Genomic DNA, 15,893 nt, shown 5'->3' on the forward strand with positions numbered 1-15,893 from the left:
GGGTCAGGCGAGGCGGCGGGAGCGGCTCACGAGCCGTCCGTACTCGTGCGCGCTGGGCTTCGGCGTGCGCACGAACGTCGTCCTGTCGACCTCGTGCAGCCCGAGGCGGGGGCCGTAGCCGCCGACCCACTCGAAGTTGTCGAGATGCGTCCAGTGGCAGTAGCCGAGCACCGGCACGCCCTCGGCGATCGCCTCGGCGAGCGCCTCGAGCGAGGGCTCCAGGAAGCCGACCCGCACCCGATCGTCGTGGGTGCCGACGCCGTGCTCGGAGACGAGCGCCGGCACGCCCGTCACCTCGTGGGCGTACCGCACGGCACCGGCGAGCGAGGCGGGTTCGACGGCGGACCCCATCTCGTTCAGCACGGCCCCGTCAGGGGCCGGGAGGGGCCCCTCCGGGCCGTGCACGACCCGCTCGTAGTTCTGCACGCCCACGAAGTCGTCCTCCGCGGCGAGCGCGAGCCAGCGACCGTACGCGGCCGCCCGCTTCGCGTCGCGGGCCGCCTCACCGCCCGGCGCCGCGACGTCGTCGACCATCGCGATCGAGAACCCGACGGGCAGGTCCGGGCGGCGGCCCTTGATCGCCGCCTTGCCGGCGCGATGGGCGGCCGTGAGCCCCTCCTCGATGGCGTCGTAGTCCTCCGGCTGCACGACGTTGCTCGCGCGGTACCGCTCGACCCCCGCCGCCTCGGAGGCGGCACTGAGGGTGGCGCGGGTCAGGTCGAGCACGGGCGGCGGAAGGATGAACGAGAGCAGCCGCGGCAGGTTCGGCTCGTTCAGGGTCATCGCGATCGCGATGCGGTCGCCGAAGCGCTCCATGACGACGTCGCAGTACCGGGCGAACCGGGGCGCCGCATCCTCGGCGAGCATCCCGCCCCTGGCCGCGAACCAGTGCGGGGCGGTGAAGTGGTTGAAGGTGACGACCGGCGCGAGCCCGCGGGCGACCGCACCGTCGACGACCGCCTCGTAGTGGTCGAGGGCCGCCTCGTCGATCCGGCCCGCCTCCGGCTCGACGCGCGCCCATTCGACGGAGAACCGGTAGGAGTTCAGGTGCATCGCGACCGCGAGGTCGAGGTCGGTCTCCCAGAGCTCGTAGCCGTTGCACGCACGGCCCGACGGCTCGCGGAAGATCGTCGGCGTCACGTGCTCGAGGAACCACGTGTCGCTCGTCGTGTTGTCGCCCTCGTTCTGGTGGCCGGCGGTGGCGACCCCCCAGAGGAAGTCGGCGGGGAAGGTCGGATCAGGCATGTGTGCTCCTTGGACGTGTGACGGAGGCGTGCAGGGACGCCGGAGGCATGGTCGAGGAGGGCGACGGCCGGTGCCGTCGCCCTCCTTGCCGGACGGGATCAGGGGGCGGCGCGGAAACGCGTGCGGATGCTGCCGACGCCCTCGATCTCGCTGACGAGCTCCTCGCCGGGCGTGAGGAACCGCTTCGGGGTGCGCGCGTTGCCGACCCCCGAGGGCGTGCCCGAGAAGACCAGGTCGCCGGGCAGCAGCGTGCAGACGGCGGAGAGCCGCACGAGCAGCTCCGGCACGTCGTAGATCATCCGCGAGGTGCGGCCCGACTGCATCGTCTCGCCGTCGAGCCGGCACGAGATCGCGAGGTCGTCGCGGTCCGGCAGCTCGTCGGCCGTGACGAGCCACGGACCGGTCGGCCCGAAGCCCTCGTGCGACTTCGCGAGGCTGTACTGCGGCTTCGCGCCGGCGGACTGGGACACGCGCTCGGAGAGGTCCTGCCCCACCGTCACGCCCGCGACGTGCTCCCACGCCTGCTCGCGCGACAGCCGCCGCGCCCGCGTGCCGATCGCGAGGACGAGCTCGACCTCCCAGTCGACCGTCTCGGTCGGCAGCTCGACGACCGCGTCGGCGCCCGTGAGGCAGGTCGGGAACTTCGTGAACGTGATCGGTGCGGAGTCCGGCGGGTAGCCCGCCTCGTCGGCGTGCTCGCGGTAGTTCACGCCGATCGCGAAGACCTGCGGCGGGCGCGGGACGGGCGGTCCGAGCTGCTCGGGCGCGAACCGGACGTCCGGCTCGCCGGTCGCGCCCGCGGCCCAGCCGGCGAACCCGCCCCAGTCGGTGAACAGCGCCTGCGGATCGGCGCCGAAGCGGCCGTCCGAGGCCCGCTCGACGTCGAGACCGACGCCGTCGCCCGTGACGAGGACGGCGCGGCCGGCGACGTTCGCGACCCTCATTCGGTCACCGAGACGGCGGGCTGCGGCTCGGGGGTGCCGTAGGCGTCCTCCCACGACACGACGCGGTTGCGCAGCACGCCGATGCCCTGGATCTCGGCCTCGACGACGTCGCCGGGCTGCAGGTAGAAGTCGAACGGGTTCTCCTGGATCGCGGCGACGCCCGAGACGGTGCCGGTGGTGAGCAGGTCGCCCGCGCTGTAGCCCTGCGGCGAGTGGAACGCGATGAGCTGCGGGATGGTGAGCCGCATGTCGTTCGTGTTGCCGGTCTGGCGCACGTCGCCGTTCACGCGCAGCTCCATCGCGAGCTCCTGGTAGTCGGGGATCTCGTCGGCCGTGACGATCCACGGGCCGATCGGGCAGAAGGTGTCGATGCCCTTGCTGAACGAGAAGACGCCCGACTTCATCTCCCGGCGCTGGATGTCGCGCGCGGTGATGTCGTTGAAGACGGTGAAACCGGCGATGTACGACTCGGCCTCGTCGGGGCCGAAGAACTTGCCCTTCCTGCCGATCACGACGGCGAGCTCGAGCTCGTAGTCGAGCTCCTTCGTGAGGTTCGCGGGGTACACGATGTCGTCGTCGGGGCCGATGACCGCGTCGACGTTCTGGAAGAACACGATGCCCTTGTGCACGGGGTGCGACCAGCTGACGGCGGTGAGCTCCTCGTGGTGCGCGGCGAAGTTGCCGGCGGTGTGGAAGAACTTCCTCGGCTGGATGGGCGCGCGCAGCCGCACGTCCTGCAGCTTCAGCCGCTCCCCCGTCTCGCGGACGTCGCCCCCGCGCTCGAAGTACTCGCGGGTCGACGGCACGTCGAGCTCGACGACGTCGTCGCCCTCGAGCCGCGCGACGCGGCCCTGGTCGAAGGTGATGAGCTTCATCTCGGACGATCCTTCCTCGGCGGCCTCAGGCGCCGACCATGTTGAAGCCGCCGTCGGCGAGCATGTACGAGCCGGTCAGATGGGCCGCCTCGTCGGTGGCGAGCCAGAGGCACGTGCCCGCGACGAACTCGGGCGGCGGGATGACGCCCATCGGCGTCTGCGAGAGCAGCACCTCGCGGCGCCCGCTCTTCCAGTCCTCGCGGTTCAGCAGCCGCTCGGTCTCCATGAAGCCCGGCGCGAACGTGTTCACGCGGACCGCGGGCGCGAAGGCCTTCGCGTACGACTTCGTGATGCCGAGGATCCCGTACTTCGCCGCCGCGTACTGCGGCGCGCGGGGCGACCCGCGCACGATCACGGTGGAGCCGACGTTGACGATGCTCCCGTGGCCCTGCTCGAGCATCCGCGAGCCGAACTCGTGGGTCATGAGCAGCGTCCCCTTGACGTCGACGTCGATGACCGCGTCGAGCGCCTCCTGGGTCAGCTCGCGCCACGACATCTGCTCGGAGGAGACGTCCCCGACGTTGTTCACGAGCACGTCGAGGCCGCCGAACGCGGCCCAGACCTCGTCAGCCATGCGCTTGATCTCGTCCCAGGACGCGATGTCGGCCTGCACGAGGATGCCGTCGCGGCCCGCTTCGCGCACCCGCTCGAGCGTGCGCTCGGCGCCCGCCTTCGAGCTGCGGTAGTGGATGGCGACGTTCGCGCCCTCCTGCGCCGCGCGGGCCGCGACCTCGGCACCGAACCCGGTGCCGGCGCCGGTGACGAGCACCGTCCTGCCCTCGAACCGCGGGAAGATCCGCGGCTCCGTCGGATCGCTCATACGAGGACTCCTTCGATCTCGTGTCGGTCGGTCAGACGAGCGTGCGCCCGCCGTCGATGTAGAGGACGTGCCCGGTGATGAACTGAGCGTGCGGGGAGGAGAGGAACAGCGCCGGTCCCGTCAGCTCCTCGGGGGTGCCGAGCCGCCCGGCGGGCACCTGTGACTCGAGCTCCTCGCGCTTCCCCGGCTCCGCGAGATGGTGCGCGGTGAGGGGCGTCTCGATGTAGCCGGGCGCAAGGGCGTTCACGGTCACGCCGGCCGCCGCCCACTCGCGGGCCATGACGCGCAGCAGCTGGTTGATGCCGCCCTTCGACGCCGCGTAGGGGCCGTGCGAGTGGTGCGCGAGCAGGCCGGACACCGACGAGAGGGCGAGGACCCGGCCGGAGCCCTGCTCGACCATGTGGCGGCCGGCGGCCTGCGCGAGGCCGAAGAGCGTGGAGAGGTTGACGCGGAGGATCCGGTCCCACTCCTCCTCGGTGAAGTCGAGGATCGGGCGGCGGTCGTTGATGCCCACGGCGTGCAGCAGCACGTCGAGGCCGCCGAGCCGCGCGACCGTCTCCGCGACGACGGCGCTGCCGGCGCCGTGTGCGGTGAGGTCGGCCTCGATGCGCTCGCCGGTGAAGCCCTGGTCGCCGAGGGCGCCGAGGGCCTCGACGCTGCGATCGACGACGGCGACGCGGGCCCCCGCCGCCTCGTAGGCGAGGGCGCAGGCTCCGCCGATGCCGCCGGCGCCGGCGATGAGCACGCGCCGGTCGAGGAGGCCGAGCCATGAGGCGTCGGGTGCGGTGTCGCCCATGCTCCGCTCCTTTGCGCGTCTCACTCTGCGAAAGCAGGTTTCACGCTAGGTCGCGCGTGCTCCGGTGTCAACCGCGGCGGACGCCGTGTCGAGCGCCACCTGCTCGAAGACGCGCACCACGGGGTCCTCGCCCCCGTCGCGGCTGCAGAGCAGGATCGAGGCCGGCGCGACGTCCTCGATCGGCACGAAGGCGAGCTGGTCCCGGCGGTAGTGCGTGGCGACCGAGGCGGCCGCGATGTTCACCCCGACGCCCGCCGCGCAGAGCTCGAGGATCCCCTCGATGTCGTCCGCGGTGGGCCCTCGTCGCACCGGCCGGCCATCCGGGCGCGGGTCGACGAGCCAGGCGTCGAGCACCGCCGGGTCGCCCCCGGCGGGCGCGACGAAGACCTCGTCGGTGGTCTCCTCGATCCGCACCGAGGGACGTTCCGCGAGCGGATGCGCGGCGGCGACCACGAGCACGCGCCCCTCCCGCAGCACCTCCATCGCGCGGATGCCCGGGAGCGGCGGCAGCGGCGCCGGCGTGAACGCGACGTCCACCGTGCCGGCGAGCAGCTCGCGCGGCGCGTCGAAGAACCCGAGGCGCCGCATCTCGAGCCGCAGGCCCGGGATGCGTTCGAGCGCGGCGGCGAGGATCCCGGTCGTGAGGGCGCCCGCCCCGGCGGCGACCACGCCGACCCGGAGCACACCGCTGCCGCCGCGGCGCGCCTCGGCCCAGTCGAGGACCGCCCGGTGCGCGCGCCGCGCCTCGCGCGCGAGCGGCAGCAGCTCGCGGCCCGCGTCGGTGAGCACGACCCGGCGGGGTCCGCGGTCGAGCAGCCGCGCGCCGAGCTGCGACTCGAGGCGGGCGATCTGCTGGCTCAGCGTGGGCGAGGCGATGCGCAGCCGTCGAGCCGCCTCGCCGAAGTGCAGCTCCTCGGCGAGCACGCAGAAGTACTGGAGCGAGGTGATGGGGACGTCCATCCGCGGAACGATAGCCTCCGCCTACCGCTCGGGAGGCAGGTCCGACTGGCGCTCGACCCGCTGCGTGCCGCAGCCTGTCCCGGTCACTTCAACGAGGAGGTCCGTCAGCCATGTCGATCGACACCCCGCACCGCGTGGACGAGTCCGCGGAGCGCGACCAGTTCCCCGGCGTCCTGCCCGGCCGGCCCGTGCCCTTCACGCTCGGCAACGGCGAGGGCGAGAAGTCGGTGCTGTTCGGCGACCTCTTCACGATCCTGCTGTCGGGCGACGAGACCGAGGGCCAGTACGACGTGTTCACCGCCGAGGGCCACGCGGGCAGCATGATCCCCGCGCACCTGCACATGTGGACCCACGAGATCTTCTACGTCGTCGACGGGGCGGTGCACGTCTGGATGGACGACGAGCACGGCACGAAGGAGGACCGGGTCCTCACCACCGGGGACTTCGCGTACGTGCCGAAGAACATCGTGCACGCCTACCGCTTCGAGGCGACGTCGAAGGTGCTCGGCACCTCGACGGCGGGCTTCGGCCGCTTCTTCCACGCCATGGGCCGCAAGACCGACAAGCCCGGCATCCCCGAGCCCGGCGAGATCTTCGTGCCGACCCGAGAGCAGATGCAGGCCGCGGGCGAGAAGTACGGCACCGTGTTCCGCCCCGAGTTCCGCTTCGACGAGGCCGAGTGACGACCGTCCTCCGCGACGTCGTCTTCGCCGAGCGGATCGGCTTCCGGCCGCTGTCGCTCGACCTGCACCTGCCGGAGGCGCTGCCCGCCCCCGTCGTCGTGTTCGTGCACGGCGGCGGGTGGCGACTCGGCAGCCGCCGCACGTTCACACCCGGGATCCCCGAGGCGGCGTCGTTCGGCCGGATCACGGCGGCGGGCGTCGCGGTCGCCTCGGTCGACCACCGGCTGAGCGGCGAGGCACGGTTCCCGGGGCCGGTCGAGGACGTCGTCCTCGCGCTCGACTGGCTCGAGCGGGAGGGCGCCCGGCACGGCCTCGAGGGGCGTCCCGTGCTCTGGGGCGAGTCGTCCGGCGCGCACCTCGCGGCGCTCGCGGCGATCGCCGCGCCGGACCGCGTCGCGGGCGTCATCGACTGGTACGGCCCCGCCGACCTGACGACCCTCGGCCGGCACCTCTTCCCCGACGACCCCGACCGCTTCGACCACGACGCGGGCACGCGCGAGGCGGGCCTGCTCGGCGGCCCGGTCGGCCTGCTCCCCGACGCGGCGCTCGCCGCGAGCCCGGCGCGGCAGGTGACGCCGGCGCTGCCGCCGTTCCTCGTCGCGCACGGCGAGGCCGACGATCTCATGCCGATCGCGCAGAGCGAGGCGCTCGTCGCCGCGCTGCAGGCGGCAGGGGTCGCGGTCGAGTTCCACCGCGAGCGGGGTGCGGGCCACTTCTGGCGCGGGGCGACCGATGCGGGCGCCCTCTTCGACCGGGCCATCGGCTTCGCGCGGGAGCGCTTCCGCGCCGCGGCGCGTTGACACCCCGTTTCCCCGTTCACTACGGTGCCCGGGACCGGGCCGCCGGCGCGACCGATCGAGGAGGCGCATCCCATGGGCGCTGACCCCCGTCCCGACGAGCCCGACGCGCGCAACCAGTACCGCATCGAATCCCTCGCGAAGGGGCTGCAGGTGCTGCGGCTCTTCGACGAGACGACGCGGTCGCTGAAGCTGCGCGACGTCGTCGCCCGCACCGGCATCCCCATGCCGAGCGCGTTCCGCATCGTCGCGACGCTCGAGGAGGAGGGCTTCGTCGAGCGCACCGACGACGGCGTCATCTCCCCCGGCGTCGCCGTGCTCACCCTCGGCTCCGCGGCGCTCCGCGGCTCGGGGCTCGTGCAGGCGAGCGAGCGGCCGCTGCAGGCCCTCGCCGCCGCCACCGGCGAGACGGTCAACCTGGGCGTGCTCCAGGGCGACCGGGTGCTCTACCTCGTGCGGCTGCGCAACGCCGACCTCGTGACCGCGAACATCCAGGTCGGCTCGACGCTGCCGGCGGTGTGGACCTCGATGGGCAAGGTGCTGCTCGCCGCCCTGACGCCCGAGGACCTCGGCCGGCGCCTCGGGCCCGACTCCTTCGGCGAGGGGCACGGCCCGAACGCGGTCACCTCGCGCGAGGAGCTCGACGGCCAGCTCGACACGATCCGGCGGCAGGGCTACGCCGTGCAGGACCAGGAGCTCGCGCTCGGGCTGCGGTCGGTGGCGGTGCCGGTGCTCGGCAGCGCCGGCGAGACCGTCGCGGCGCTGAACGTCGCGGTCTCCGCCGCGCGGCACGACGTCGAGTCGCTGCTCACGACCGTGCTGCCGCGGGTACGCGCCGCCGCGGACGAGATCCGGCTGCGGCTCGCCTCGTGACCGGGCGGATCCCGCGCCTGCGGCCGGACGAGCTCGACCCGGCGCAGCGGGCGCTCCACGACGCGGTCGCGAGCGGCCCGCGGGCGAGCGGACCGCAGCACTTCGCGCTCACCGACGCCGACGGCGGCCTGCTCGGGCCGTTCAACGCGCTCCTGCTCTCCCCCGAGCTCGGCGGCGCCCTGCAGGCCGTCGGGGCCGCGGTCCGCTTCGCCGCGGACCTCACGCCGCGGGTGCGGGAGGCGGCGATCCTGCTCGTCGCCGCGGCGGAGGACTGCGCGTTCGAGCGCCACGCCCACGAGGCCGTCGGCCGCGCCTCGGGGCTCACCGACGCCGAGCTCGCCGCGCTGCGCGCGGGCGACCTGCCGGGTGGGGCCGACGACGACGAGGCCGCGCACCTCCGGGTGACGCGGGCGCTGCTCCACGGCGACGTCGACGACGCGCTGTGGGCCGGCGACGCCGCGCGCATCGGCGCACGGGCGGTGTTCGAGCTGTCGACGCTCGTCGGCTACTACCGCACGCTCGCGCTGCAGCTGCGGGTGTTCCGCGTCGACGTCGACGAGCCGTGACCGCGCCGCGCTCCGTCTTCGGCCGGGCGATGCGCCTGCTCGCCGCGTTCAGCGCCGGCACGCCCGAGCTGCCCCTGACCGCGCTCGCGGCGCGCAGCGGCCTGCCGCTCACGACCGCCCACCGCCTCTGCGCGCAGCTCGAGCGCGAGGGGGTGCTCGAGCGGCTGCCCGACGGGCGGTACCGCGTCGGCCTGCGGCTCTGGGAGCTCGGCATGCTCGCACCGCGGGCGCACGGGCTGCGCGAGGTGGCGCTGCCGTTCCTCGAGGACCTCTACGAGGTGACGCACGAGAACGTGCAGCTCGTCGTGCTCGATCCGCCGGAGGCCGTCGTCGTCGAGCGGCTGCGGGCGCGGACCGCGGTGCGGCTCGTCTCGCGAGCCGGCGGCCGACTGCCGGTGCACGCGACGAGCGGTGGGCTGGTGCTGCTCGCGCACGCCGACCCGGCGACCGTCGCTTCGGTGCTCGCCGCCCCGCTGCGGCGCTACACGGCCGCGACGCTGACGACCGAGCCCGAGATCCGCGCGGCCCTCGCGCTCGCCCGGCGGCAGGGGTACCTGGAGCTCCACGAGCACGTCACGCCGGGGGCCGTGTCGATCGCGGCGCCGATCCTCGTGCGACGGCAGGCGGTCGCCGCCGTCTCGGTGGTCGGCGAGCCCTCCGCGGACGCACGCGCGCTGATCCCGGCACTCCTCACGACGACGCGCGGCATCGCCCGGGCGCTGGGCGCGGAACCCGCGGCGTCGCTCCGCGAGGCCTGAGGGCTAGACGCGCTCGAAGACCGCCGCGAGACCCTGGCCGCCGCCGATGCACATCGTCTCGAGCGCGAAGCGGCCGTCGAGCGCCGGCAGCTCGTGCGCGAGCGTGGCGAGCATGCGCACGCCGGTCGCGCCGAGCGGGTGACCGATCGAGATGCCGCTCCCCCGCGGGTTCAGCCGCGGGTCGTCGTCCGCGATGCCCCACTCGGTGAGGCAGGCGAGCACCTGCACCGCGAACGCCTCGTTCAGCTCGATCACGTCGAGGTCGTCGAAGCCGAGCCCCGCACGGGCGAGCGCCTTGTTCGCCGCCGGCACGGGGCCGATGCCGAAGCGCTGCGGCTCGACGCCGGCGACCGCCCACGTGACGAGGCGCAGCAGCGGCGTCAGGCCGAGCTCGGCCGCGCGCTCCGGCGTGCTGACGATGCAGGCTGCGGCGGCGTCGTTCTGGCCGCTCGCGTTGCCGGCGGTGACCGTGGCCTCGGGATCCGAGCGCGACAGCGCGGGCCGCAGCCGCCCGAGCGCCTCGAGGGAGGTGTCGGCGCGCGGGTGCTCGTCGCGGTCGACGACGACGGACCCCTTCCGGCCCGGCACCTCGACCGGCACGAGCTCGGCGTCGAAGGCACCCGACTCCTGCGCGGCCACGGCCCGCCGGTGCGACTGCAGCGCGTAGGCGTCCTGCCGCTCCCGGCCGATGCCGTACTCGAGACGGAGGAGCTCGGCGCTGCCGAGGTTCCCCTCGGGGGTGAGATGGAGCTCGCCGCCCGCCCGCTCCCGGCCGCGGGTGAGCGCGTCGTGCAGCACGAGCGAGCCCGGCGGCAGCCCGCGCCGGCCCTCCTCGGTGTAGTACGGGGCGTTGCTCATCGACTCGACGCCGCCCGCGATCACGAGGTCCGAGACGCCCGTCTGCACCTGCATCGCCGCGTTCACGACGGCCTGCAGCCCGGAGCCGCAGCGGCGGTCGAGCTGGTAGCCGGTCGCGGTGACGGGCAGGCCCGCGTCGAGCGCGGCGACCCGGCCGATCGGTGCGGCCTCCATCGTCGGATAGCACTGCCCGACGATCACGTCGTCGACCGCGTCGCCCGGCAGCGACGTGCGCTGCACGAGTGCGGTCACGATGTGCGAGGCGAGCCGCTGCGCCGGCAGGGCGGCGAGCGCACCGCCGTAGCGGCCGACGGGGGTCCGGAGCGGCGAGCAGATCACCGCCTCGCGGAGCTCCGTCACGCGGGCACCTCGCTGGAGAGGTCCTCCGCGACCGCGAAGTCGCATCCGGTCAGCGAGCGGATCGAGTCGACCGTCTCGCCGGGGGCCAGCTCGATGAGCCGGAGGCCCTCGTCGGTGACGTCGAAGACGCAGCGGTCGGTGATGATGCGGTCGACGCAGGCGCGGCCCGTGAGCGGCAGGGTGCAGTCGGCGAGGACCTTGTGGTCGCCGTTCTTCGCGACGTGCTCCATGAGGACGATCACCCGCTGCGCACCCGCGACGAGGTCCATCGCGCCGCCCATGCCCTTGATGAGCTTGCCGGGGATCGCCCAGTTCGCGATGTCGCCGGTGCGCGACACCTGCATCGCGCCGAGCACGGCCACGGTGACGCGGCCGCCGCGGATCATGCCGAAGCTCGCGGACGAGTCGAAGAACGCCGCGCCCGGCAGCACGGTGACCGTCTCCTTGCCCGCGTTGATGAGCTTCGGGTCCTCCTCGCCCGCCCACGGGTAGGGACCGACGCCGAGGATGCCGTTCTCGGAGTGCAGCACGATCGAGAGGCCGTCCGGCACGTGGTTCGGGATGAGCGTCGGCAGGCCGATGCCGAGGTTCACGTACGAGCCGTCCTCGAGCTCGAGCGCCGCCCGCGCGGCCATCTGCTCCCTGGTGAGGGGCATCGCCTACTCCTTCCGCTCGCGCACGGTGCGCTTCTCGATGGGCAGGTCGGACGCCTGCTCGGGCGTGAGCTGCACGACCCGGTCGACGTAGATCCCGGGCAGGTGCACGGCGTCGGGATCGATGGCGCCGGGCTCGACCACCTCGTCGACCTCGGCGATCGTGAGGCGCCCCGCCATGGCGACGAGCGGGTTGAAGTTGCGCGCGGACTTCTCGAACACGAGGTTGCCGTGCCGGTCGGCCTTCGCGGCGCGCACGAGGGCGTAGTCGGTGCGGATCGCCTGCTCGAGCACGTACTCCTTCTCGGCGCCGAGCACGTCGAAGACGGCGGTCGGCTTGGGCGGGGAGGCGACGACGACCTCGCCGTCCTTCCCGTACCGCCACGGCAGCCCGCCCTCGGCGACGAGCGTGCCGACGCCGCTCGCCGTGTAGAACGCGGGGATGCCGACACCGCCGGCGCGGAGCCGCTCGGCCAGCGTGCCCTGCGGGGTGAGCTCGACCTCGAGCTCGCCGCCGAGGTACTGGCGCGCGAACTCGCGGTTCTCGCCCACGTACGAGCCGATGACCCGGCGGATGCGACCCTGCTCGAGCAGCAGGCCGAGGCCCCAGCCGTCGACGCCGCAGTTGTTCGACACCACCTCGAGGTCGGCGGTGTCGCGCTCCAGCAGCGCGCGGATGAGCTCGATGGGCACGCCCACGAGCCCGAAGCCGCCGACCGCGATCGACGACCCGCTCGGGATGTCCGCCACGGCCTCCGCCGGGCTCGCCACCCGTTTGTCCATCAGCGCTCCTCCTCCTTCTCGCCCAGCACGCGCCGCAGCACGCCGAACGCGGTGTTCGCCGCCGGCACCCCGGCGTAGATCGCGGTCTGCAGCAGGATCTCCGCCAGCTCGTCCCTGCTGAGCCCGTTGCGCAGCCCGGCCGCGAGGTGCAGCTCGAGCTCGGCCCAGTGGTGCGCGGTGACGAGGCTGCTGATCGTGACGGCGCTGCGCATCCGGCGGTCGAGGCCCGGCCGGGTCCAGACGAAGCCCCATGCCGTCTCGGTGATGAACCGCTGGAAGTCGGCCGTCTCCGGCGTGATCCGCTGCAGCGAGGCGGCGACGTAGGCCTCGCCGAGCACCGCGCGGCGCACCCGGAGGCCGGCCGCGTAGCGGTCGTCGGTCGCCGGGGCGAGCGTGCCGCGGATCAGGTCGGCGACCTCGGCCGGGCGCTCGAGCTGCGCCTGGTGCCCGGTGTCCGGCAGCACGACGAGCTCCGCACCCGGGATCGCGGCGGCGAGCGCCCGGGCGGCCTCGACCGTCACCACGGGGTCGGAGTCGCCCGGCGCGACGACGGTGGGCACCGCGATGCCGCCGACGTCCGGGCTGCGGTCGAAGGCGGCGAGCGCCTCGCAGCAGCGGGCGTAGGACTCGTCGTCGACGTCGAGCAGCTGGTTCAGCGCGCGACCCCCGGCGTCGGGCTCGCGGGCGAGGAAGCCCGGCGCGAACCAGCGCTCGGCGCTGCCCGCGACCATGGAGGCGGTGCCCTGCGTCCGCACCTGAGCAGCCCGGGCGGTCCAGCCGTCGGGCTCGCCGATCCGGGCGTTCGAGCAGAGCACGACGAGACCGTCGAGCCGGTCGGCGCCCGCGCCGCAGGCGAGCTCGAGGCCGATCGCGCCGCCGAGCGAGACACCGGCGTAGGTGAAGCGGCCGCCGCCGAGCGAGTCGACGAGGTCGAGGACCGCGCCGGCGAGGTCGGCGACGGTGAACGGCGCCGTAGCGGCATGGCTCGAGCCGTGGCCGGGCAGGTCGATCCGGAGGACCCGGAAGGCGCCCATCAGGCGGGCGGCGACAGCCGCCCAGGTGTCCGAGGTCGTGCCGAGGCCGGGACCGAGCACGAGCAGCGGCACGCCCGGGGCGTCGGCGGTCGTGGGGTCGACGACGGCCCGGAGCACCGGCTTCATCGCGTCCCGCCGATCGACGCGTCGATGAGGGCGTCGGAGAGGCCGACCGGGCCGCCCGAGGCGGTGACGGCGCGGAGCCGTTCCACGGCGGGCGCGGCCTCGGGATCCCCCTCGACGAGACGGAGCAGCGCGGGCACGAAGGCCTCACCGGTCGCGAGCGCGTCGCGGACGAGCGCCGCCGCGCGGGCGCGGCCGACGGCCGGCACGAGCGCCCACTGCGCGCGCTCGGCGTGGATCGCGCCGTCCGTCGCGTCGAGGTTCGCCGCCATCCGGTCGGCGGCGACGGCGAGCGCCGGGACGAGGCCGCGGGCGAGCGCGGCGGATTCGACAGCGAGGCGCAGCAGCTCGCGCAGCGGCTGCCACTCCGCATGCCAGTCCCCGGCGGGACGGTCGTCGAGGGCGAGCTGCGCGCCGAGCACGGTCGCAGCGAGGCCGGGGGCGCGCCGGCCGGCGGCGACGAGCAGCACGGCTGCGACGGGGTTGCGCTTCTGCGGCATCGCGGAGGAGCCGCCCTCCCCCGCGTCGAGCGCGAGGTCGAGCTCGCCGAGCTCGCTGCGCGCGCCCTGCGCCACCTCGAGCCCGAGGCGTCCGAGCGCCCCGAGCAGGATCGCGAGCGCCGCCGCGAGCGAGGCGACCGGACCGCGCTCGACGTGCCAGACCCCGGCACGCTCCGTGAGGCCGAGCCGCTCGGCGAAGCGCCTCCGCACCTGCGCCGCGCGCTCCTGGCCGAGCACGTCGGCGAGCACCGCGACGGAGCCGACGGAGCCGCCGAGCTGCGCCGGCAGCTCGAGCGCGGCCAGCGCGGCGCCGGCGCGGTCGATCCCGTCGAGCAGCACCGCGATGCGGAGCCCGAAGACGGTCGGCGCCGCCTGCTGGCCGAGGGTGCGGCCGGCGACCGCGGTGCCGCGGTGCGCGTCGGCGAGCGCCGCGAGCCCCGCGCGCACCTCCGCGAGATCGGCGGCCACCCGCTCCCGCACGCGGGCCGCGACGAGCATGGTCGCGGAGTCGAGCACGTCCTGGCTCGTGGCGCCCAGGTGCAGGACGTCGCGCACGTCGCCCGGCAGGAGCGGTCGCAGCGCGCCGAGGAGCGGGATCACAGGGTTGCCGCCGCCGCGGCACTCCCGCGCGACGGCCGCGACGTCCACGGTCCCCGCTAGCGCCGCGGGGTCGATCTCCACCGCCGGCGCGGCGCCGACGTCGGCGAGCGCGCCGAGGAGCGCGACCTCGACCTCGATCATCGCCGCTGCGTAGGCCGCGTCGCCGACGAGCTCGGCGGCGTCCCCGGTGGCGGGATCGAGCAGTCCGACGTCGATCATCGGGCCGGAGCCTCCCGGTAGTCGAGGAAGACGGTCTCGCCGTCGCCCTGCAGCCGCACGTCGAAACGGTAGCTGCCGGGGCCGTCCTGCCGCGCGAGCAGCGTCCTGGACCGCGCTCCGACGCGGTCGAGCAGCGCGTCCGACGGATCCGGCTCGCCGTCGGCGACGAAGTAGGCGCGGGTGAAGAGGTGGTGCGAGAGCCCGCGGGCGAAGACGGTGACGAGCGCCCAGCGCGGGCCGTCGCCGACGGCTCCCGGCAGCAGCGTCGTGAAGGCGTACTCGCCGTCGGCCTCGGTGCCCGTGCGACCGAAGCCGGTGAACCGGCCGAGGGAGCGGCGCCGGCTGCCGGCGACGTGCGGCAGGACGCCGGCGGCGTCCGGCTGCCACAGCTCGAGGAGGGCGTCGGGCACGGGATCGCCCGCGCCGTCGAGCACGATCCCGTGCAGCACGACCGCGTCGGGGCGTCCCGCCGGCACCAGCTCGGCACCGCCTGCGAAGGGCAGCGCGTAGCCGAAGAACGGGCCGACGGTCTGCGACGGGGTCTGCGCGAGGTTCGGGAGCCCCTCGAGCGGCTGCTCGTCGGCGAGCGCCTCCGCCGCGGTGCGATGCTCCTGCCCCGCGACCGCACCCGCCGGGGTGTCGAAGCCGGGGCGGCCGCCGTGCCCCGTGTCCTCAGTGCTCACCGTGCTCGTCCTCCCGCCACGTGGCGGTCGCGCCGGTGAGCACGATGTCCCACCGGTACCCGAGCGCCCACTCCGGCACGGTGAGGTCGTGGTCGTAGCGCGCGACCAGCCGGTCCCGTGCGGCCTGACCGGGGATCGACTGGTAGATCGGGTCGAGCGCGAACAGCGGGTCGCCCGGGAAGTACATCTGCGTGACGAGGCGCTGTACGAAGGCGGTGCCGAACAGCGAGAAGTGGATGTGCGCCGGCCGCCAGGCGTTGCGGTGGTTGCGCCACGGGTAGGGTCCGGGCTTCACCGTGACGAAGCGGTACGAGCCGTCGGGGCCGGTGAGCGTGCGGCCGACGCCGGTGAAGTTCGGGTCGAGCGGGGCGGGGTGCTGGTCGCGCTTGTGCGCGTAGCGGCCCGACGCGTTCGCCTGCCAGACCTCGAGCAGCTGCCCGGCGACCGGCCGTCCCTCGCCGTCGACGACGCGGCCCTCGACGACGATGCGGCTGCCGAGCGGCTCCCCGGCGTGCTGGATGGTGAGGTCGCTCTCGTACGGGTCGACGTCGACGTGCCCGAAGGCGGGCGAGACGAGCTCGATCTCCTCCGGGTCCACCGTCACGAGCTCGTGCGTCGGGTGCCGGAGCACGCTGGAGCGGTAGGGCGGGAAGTCGCGGAGCGCGTGCCGGGCGGTGCGACCGGCCGCGCCCTCGTGCACCGCGGCGATCTCCGTGCTGAGGGCCGCCTGGGGCTCCTCGCCCGGTGGGATCGCCACGGGGCG

18 protein-coding genes are annotated in these 15,893 nt (G+C 74.6%); 5 read left to right on the plus strand and 13 right to left on the minus strand.

Annotated elements, in window-relative coordinates; translation table 11 throughout:
* Positions 1-3: 3 nt before the first annotated feature.
* From QDR37_RS04330 to QDR37_RS04355, 6 genes are all read right to left on the minus strand, one after another.
* A complete protein-coding gene (locus QDR37_RS04330; RefSeq protein WP_279712353.1) occupies positions 4-1,245 on the minus strand; it encodes a family 1 glycosylhydrolase in 1,242 nt (413 codons plus the stop codon).
* A gap of 98 nt (positions 1,246-1,343) precedes the next feature.
* The gene (locus QDR37_RS04335; RefSeq protein ID WP_279712354.1) at positions 1,344-2,189 is read right to left on the minus strand and encodes a fumarylacetoacetate hydrolase family protein; all 846 of its coding nucleotides are present in this window, start codon (positions 2,187-2,189) and stop codon (positions 1,344-1,346) included.
* A complete protein-coding gene (locus QDR37_RS04340) occupies positions 2,186-3,064 on the minus strand; it encodes a fumarylacetoacetate hydrolase family protein (RefSeq protein WP_279712355.1) in 879 nt (292 codons plus the stop codon). Before QDR37_RS04340 ends, QDR37_RS04335 begins: the two co-directional genes overlap by 4 nt.
* 25 nt (positions 3,065-3,089) lie before the next feature.
* Positions 3,090-3,884: an SDR family oxidoreductase gene (locus QDR37_RS04345; RefSeq protein WP_279712356.1), complete on the minus strand. Its 795-nt coding sequence runs from the start codon at positions 3,882-3,884 to the stop codon at positions 3,090-3,092.
* A 31-nt stretch (positions 3,885-3,915) separates the two neighbouring features.
* Positions 3,916-4,680, minus strand: a complete 765-nt coding sequence (locus QDR37_RS04350) for an SDR family NAD(P)-dependent oxidoreductase (RefSeq protein WP_279712358.1) — start codon at positions 4,678-4,680, stop codon at positions 3,916-3,918.
* Positions 4,681-4,725: 45 nt separating this feature from the next.
* The gene (locus QDR37_RS04355) at positions 4,726-5,640 is read right to left on the minus strand and encodes a LysR family transcriptional regulator (RefSeq protein WP_279712360.1); all 915 of its coding nucleotides are present in this window, start codon (positions 5,638-5,640) and stop codon (positions 4,726-4,728) included.
* Between the two features lie 110 nt (positions 5,641-5,750).
* Here QDR37_RS04355 and QDR37_RS04360 point away from each other — a divergent pair, with 110 nt between their 5' ends.
* The 5 genes from QDR37_RS04360 (at position 5,751) to QDR37_RS04380 (ending at position 9,317) form a co-directional block, all read left to right on the plus strand.
* Positions 5,751-6,323, plus strand: coding sequence for a quercetin 2,3-dioxygenase (locus QDR37_RS04360; protein WP_279712362.1), 573 nt, complete (start codon positions 5,751-5,753; stop codon positions 6,321-6,323).
* On the plus strand, positions 6,320-7,123 hold the full coding sequence (locus QDR37_RS04365; protein ID WP_279712363.1) for an alpha/beta hydrolase: 804 nt from the start codon (positions 6,320-6,322) through the stop codon (positions 7,121-7,123). Before QDR37_RS04360 ends, QDR37_RS04365 begins: the two co-directional genes overlap by 4 nt.
* A gap of 72 nt (positions 7,124-7,195) precedes the next feature.
* Complete coding sequence (locus QDR37_RS04370) at positions 7,196-7,993, plus strand: IclR family transcriptional regulator (RefSeq protein ID WP_279712364.1); 798 nt, start codon at positions 7,196-7,198, stop codon at positions 7,991-7,993.
* Positions 7,990-8,559, plus strand: coding sequence for a carboxymuconolactone decarboxylase family protein (locus QDR37_RS04375; protein WP_279712365.1), 570 nt, complete (start codon positions 7,990-7,992; stop codon positions 8,557-8,559). The genes QDR37_RS04370 and QDR37_RS04375 overlap by 4 nt, the downstream gene beginning before the upstream one ends.
* Positions 8,556-9,317 carry an IclR family transcriptional regulator gene (locus QDR37_RS04380; protein WP_279712366.1) on the plus strand — a complete coding sequence of 254 codons (762 nt, stop codon included), beginning with the start codon at positions 8,556-8,558 and terminating at the stop codon, positions 9,315-9,317. Before QDR37_RS04375 ends, QDR37_RS04380 begins: the two co-directional genes overlap by 4 nt.
* Positions 9,318-9,320: 3 nt before the next feature.
* On the opposite strand, the gene QDR37_RS04385 is transcribed toward QDR37_RS04380, so the two are convergent.
* Genes QDR37_RS04385 through pcaH form a run of 7 tightly spaced genes read right to left on the minus strand, consistent with a single transcriptional unit; the run spans position 9,321 to position 15,839 of the window.
* On the minus strand, positions 9,321-10,535 hold the full coding sequence (locus QDR37_RS04385; protein ID WP_279712367.1) for an acetyl-CoA C-acetyltransferase: 1,215 nt from the start codon (positions 10,533-10,535) through the stop codon (positions 9,321-9,323).
* The gene (locus QDR37_RS04390; RefSeq protein WP_279712368.1) at positions 10,532-11,191 is read right to left on the minus strand and encodes a CoA transferase subunit B; all 660 of its coding nucleotides are present in this window, start codon (positions 11,189-11,191) and stop codon (positions 10,532-10,534) included. The genes QDR37_RS04385 and QDR37_RS04390 overlap by 4 nt, the downstream gene beginning before the upstream one ends.
* Before the next feature lie 3 nt (positions 11,192-11,194).
* Positions 11,195-11,971: a CoA transferase subunit A gene (locus QDR37_RS04395; RefSeq protein ID WP_279712369.1), complete on the minus strand. Its 777-nt coding sequence runs from the start codon at positions 11,969-11,971 to the stop codon at positions 11,195-11,197.
* Positions 11,971-13,131 (minus strand): alpha/beta fold hydrolase, encoded by a 1,161-nt coding sequence (locus QDR37_RS04400; protein ID WP_279712370.1) that lies wholly within the window; start codon positions 13,129-13,131, stop codon positions 11,971-11,973. The genes QDR37_RS04395 and QDR37_RS04400 overlap by 1 nt, the downstream gene beginning before the upstream one ends.
* On the minus strand, positions 13,128-14,447 hold the full coding sequence (locus tag QDR37_RS04405) for a lyase family protein (protein WP_279712371.1): 1,320 nt from the start codon (positions 14,445-14,447) through the stop codon (positions 13,128-13,130). The genes QDR37_RS04400 and QDR37_RS04405 overlap by 4 nt, the downstream gene beginning before the upstream one ends.
* Positions 14,444-15,130, minus strand: coding sequence for a protocatechuate 3,4-dioxygenase subunit alpha (gene pcaG / locus QDR37_RS04410; protein ID WP_279712372.1), 687 nt, complete (start codon positions 15,128-15,130; stop codon positions 14,444-14,446). Before pcaG ends, QDR37_RS04405 begins: the two co-directional genes overlap by 4 nt.
* A complete protein-coding gene (gene pcaH / locus QDR37_RS04415; protein WP_279713549.1) occupies positions 15,120-15,839 on the minus strand; it encodes a protocatechuate 3,4-dioxygenase subunit beta in 720 nt (239 codons plus the stop codon). Before pcaH ends, pcaG begins: the two co-directional genes overlap by 11 nt.
* Positions 15,840-15,893: the final 54 nt, after the last annotated feature.

Source organism: Amnibacterium sp. CER49, assembly GCF_029846255.1.
In the GTDB taxonomy this organism is placed as follows: Bacteria; Actinomycetota; Actinomycetes; order Actinomycetales; family Microbacteriaceae; genus Amnibacterium.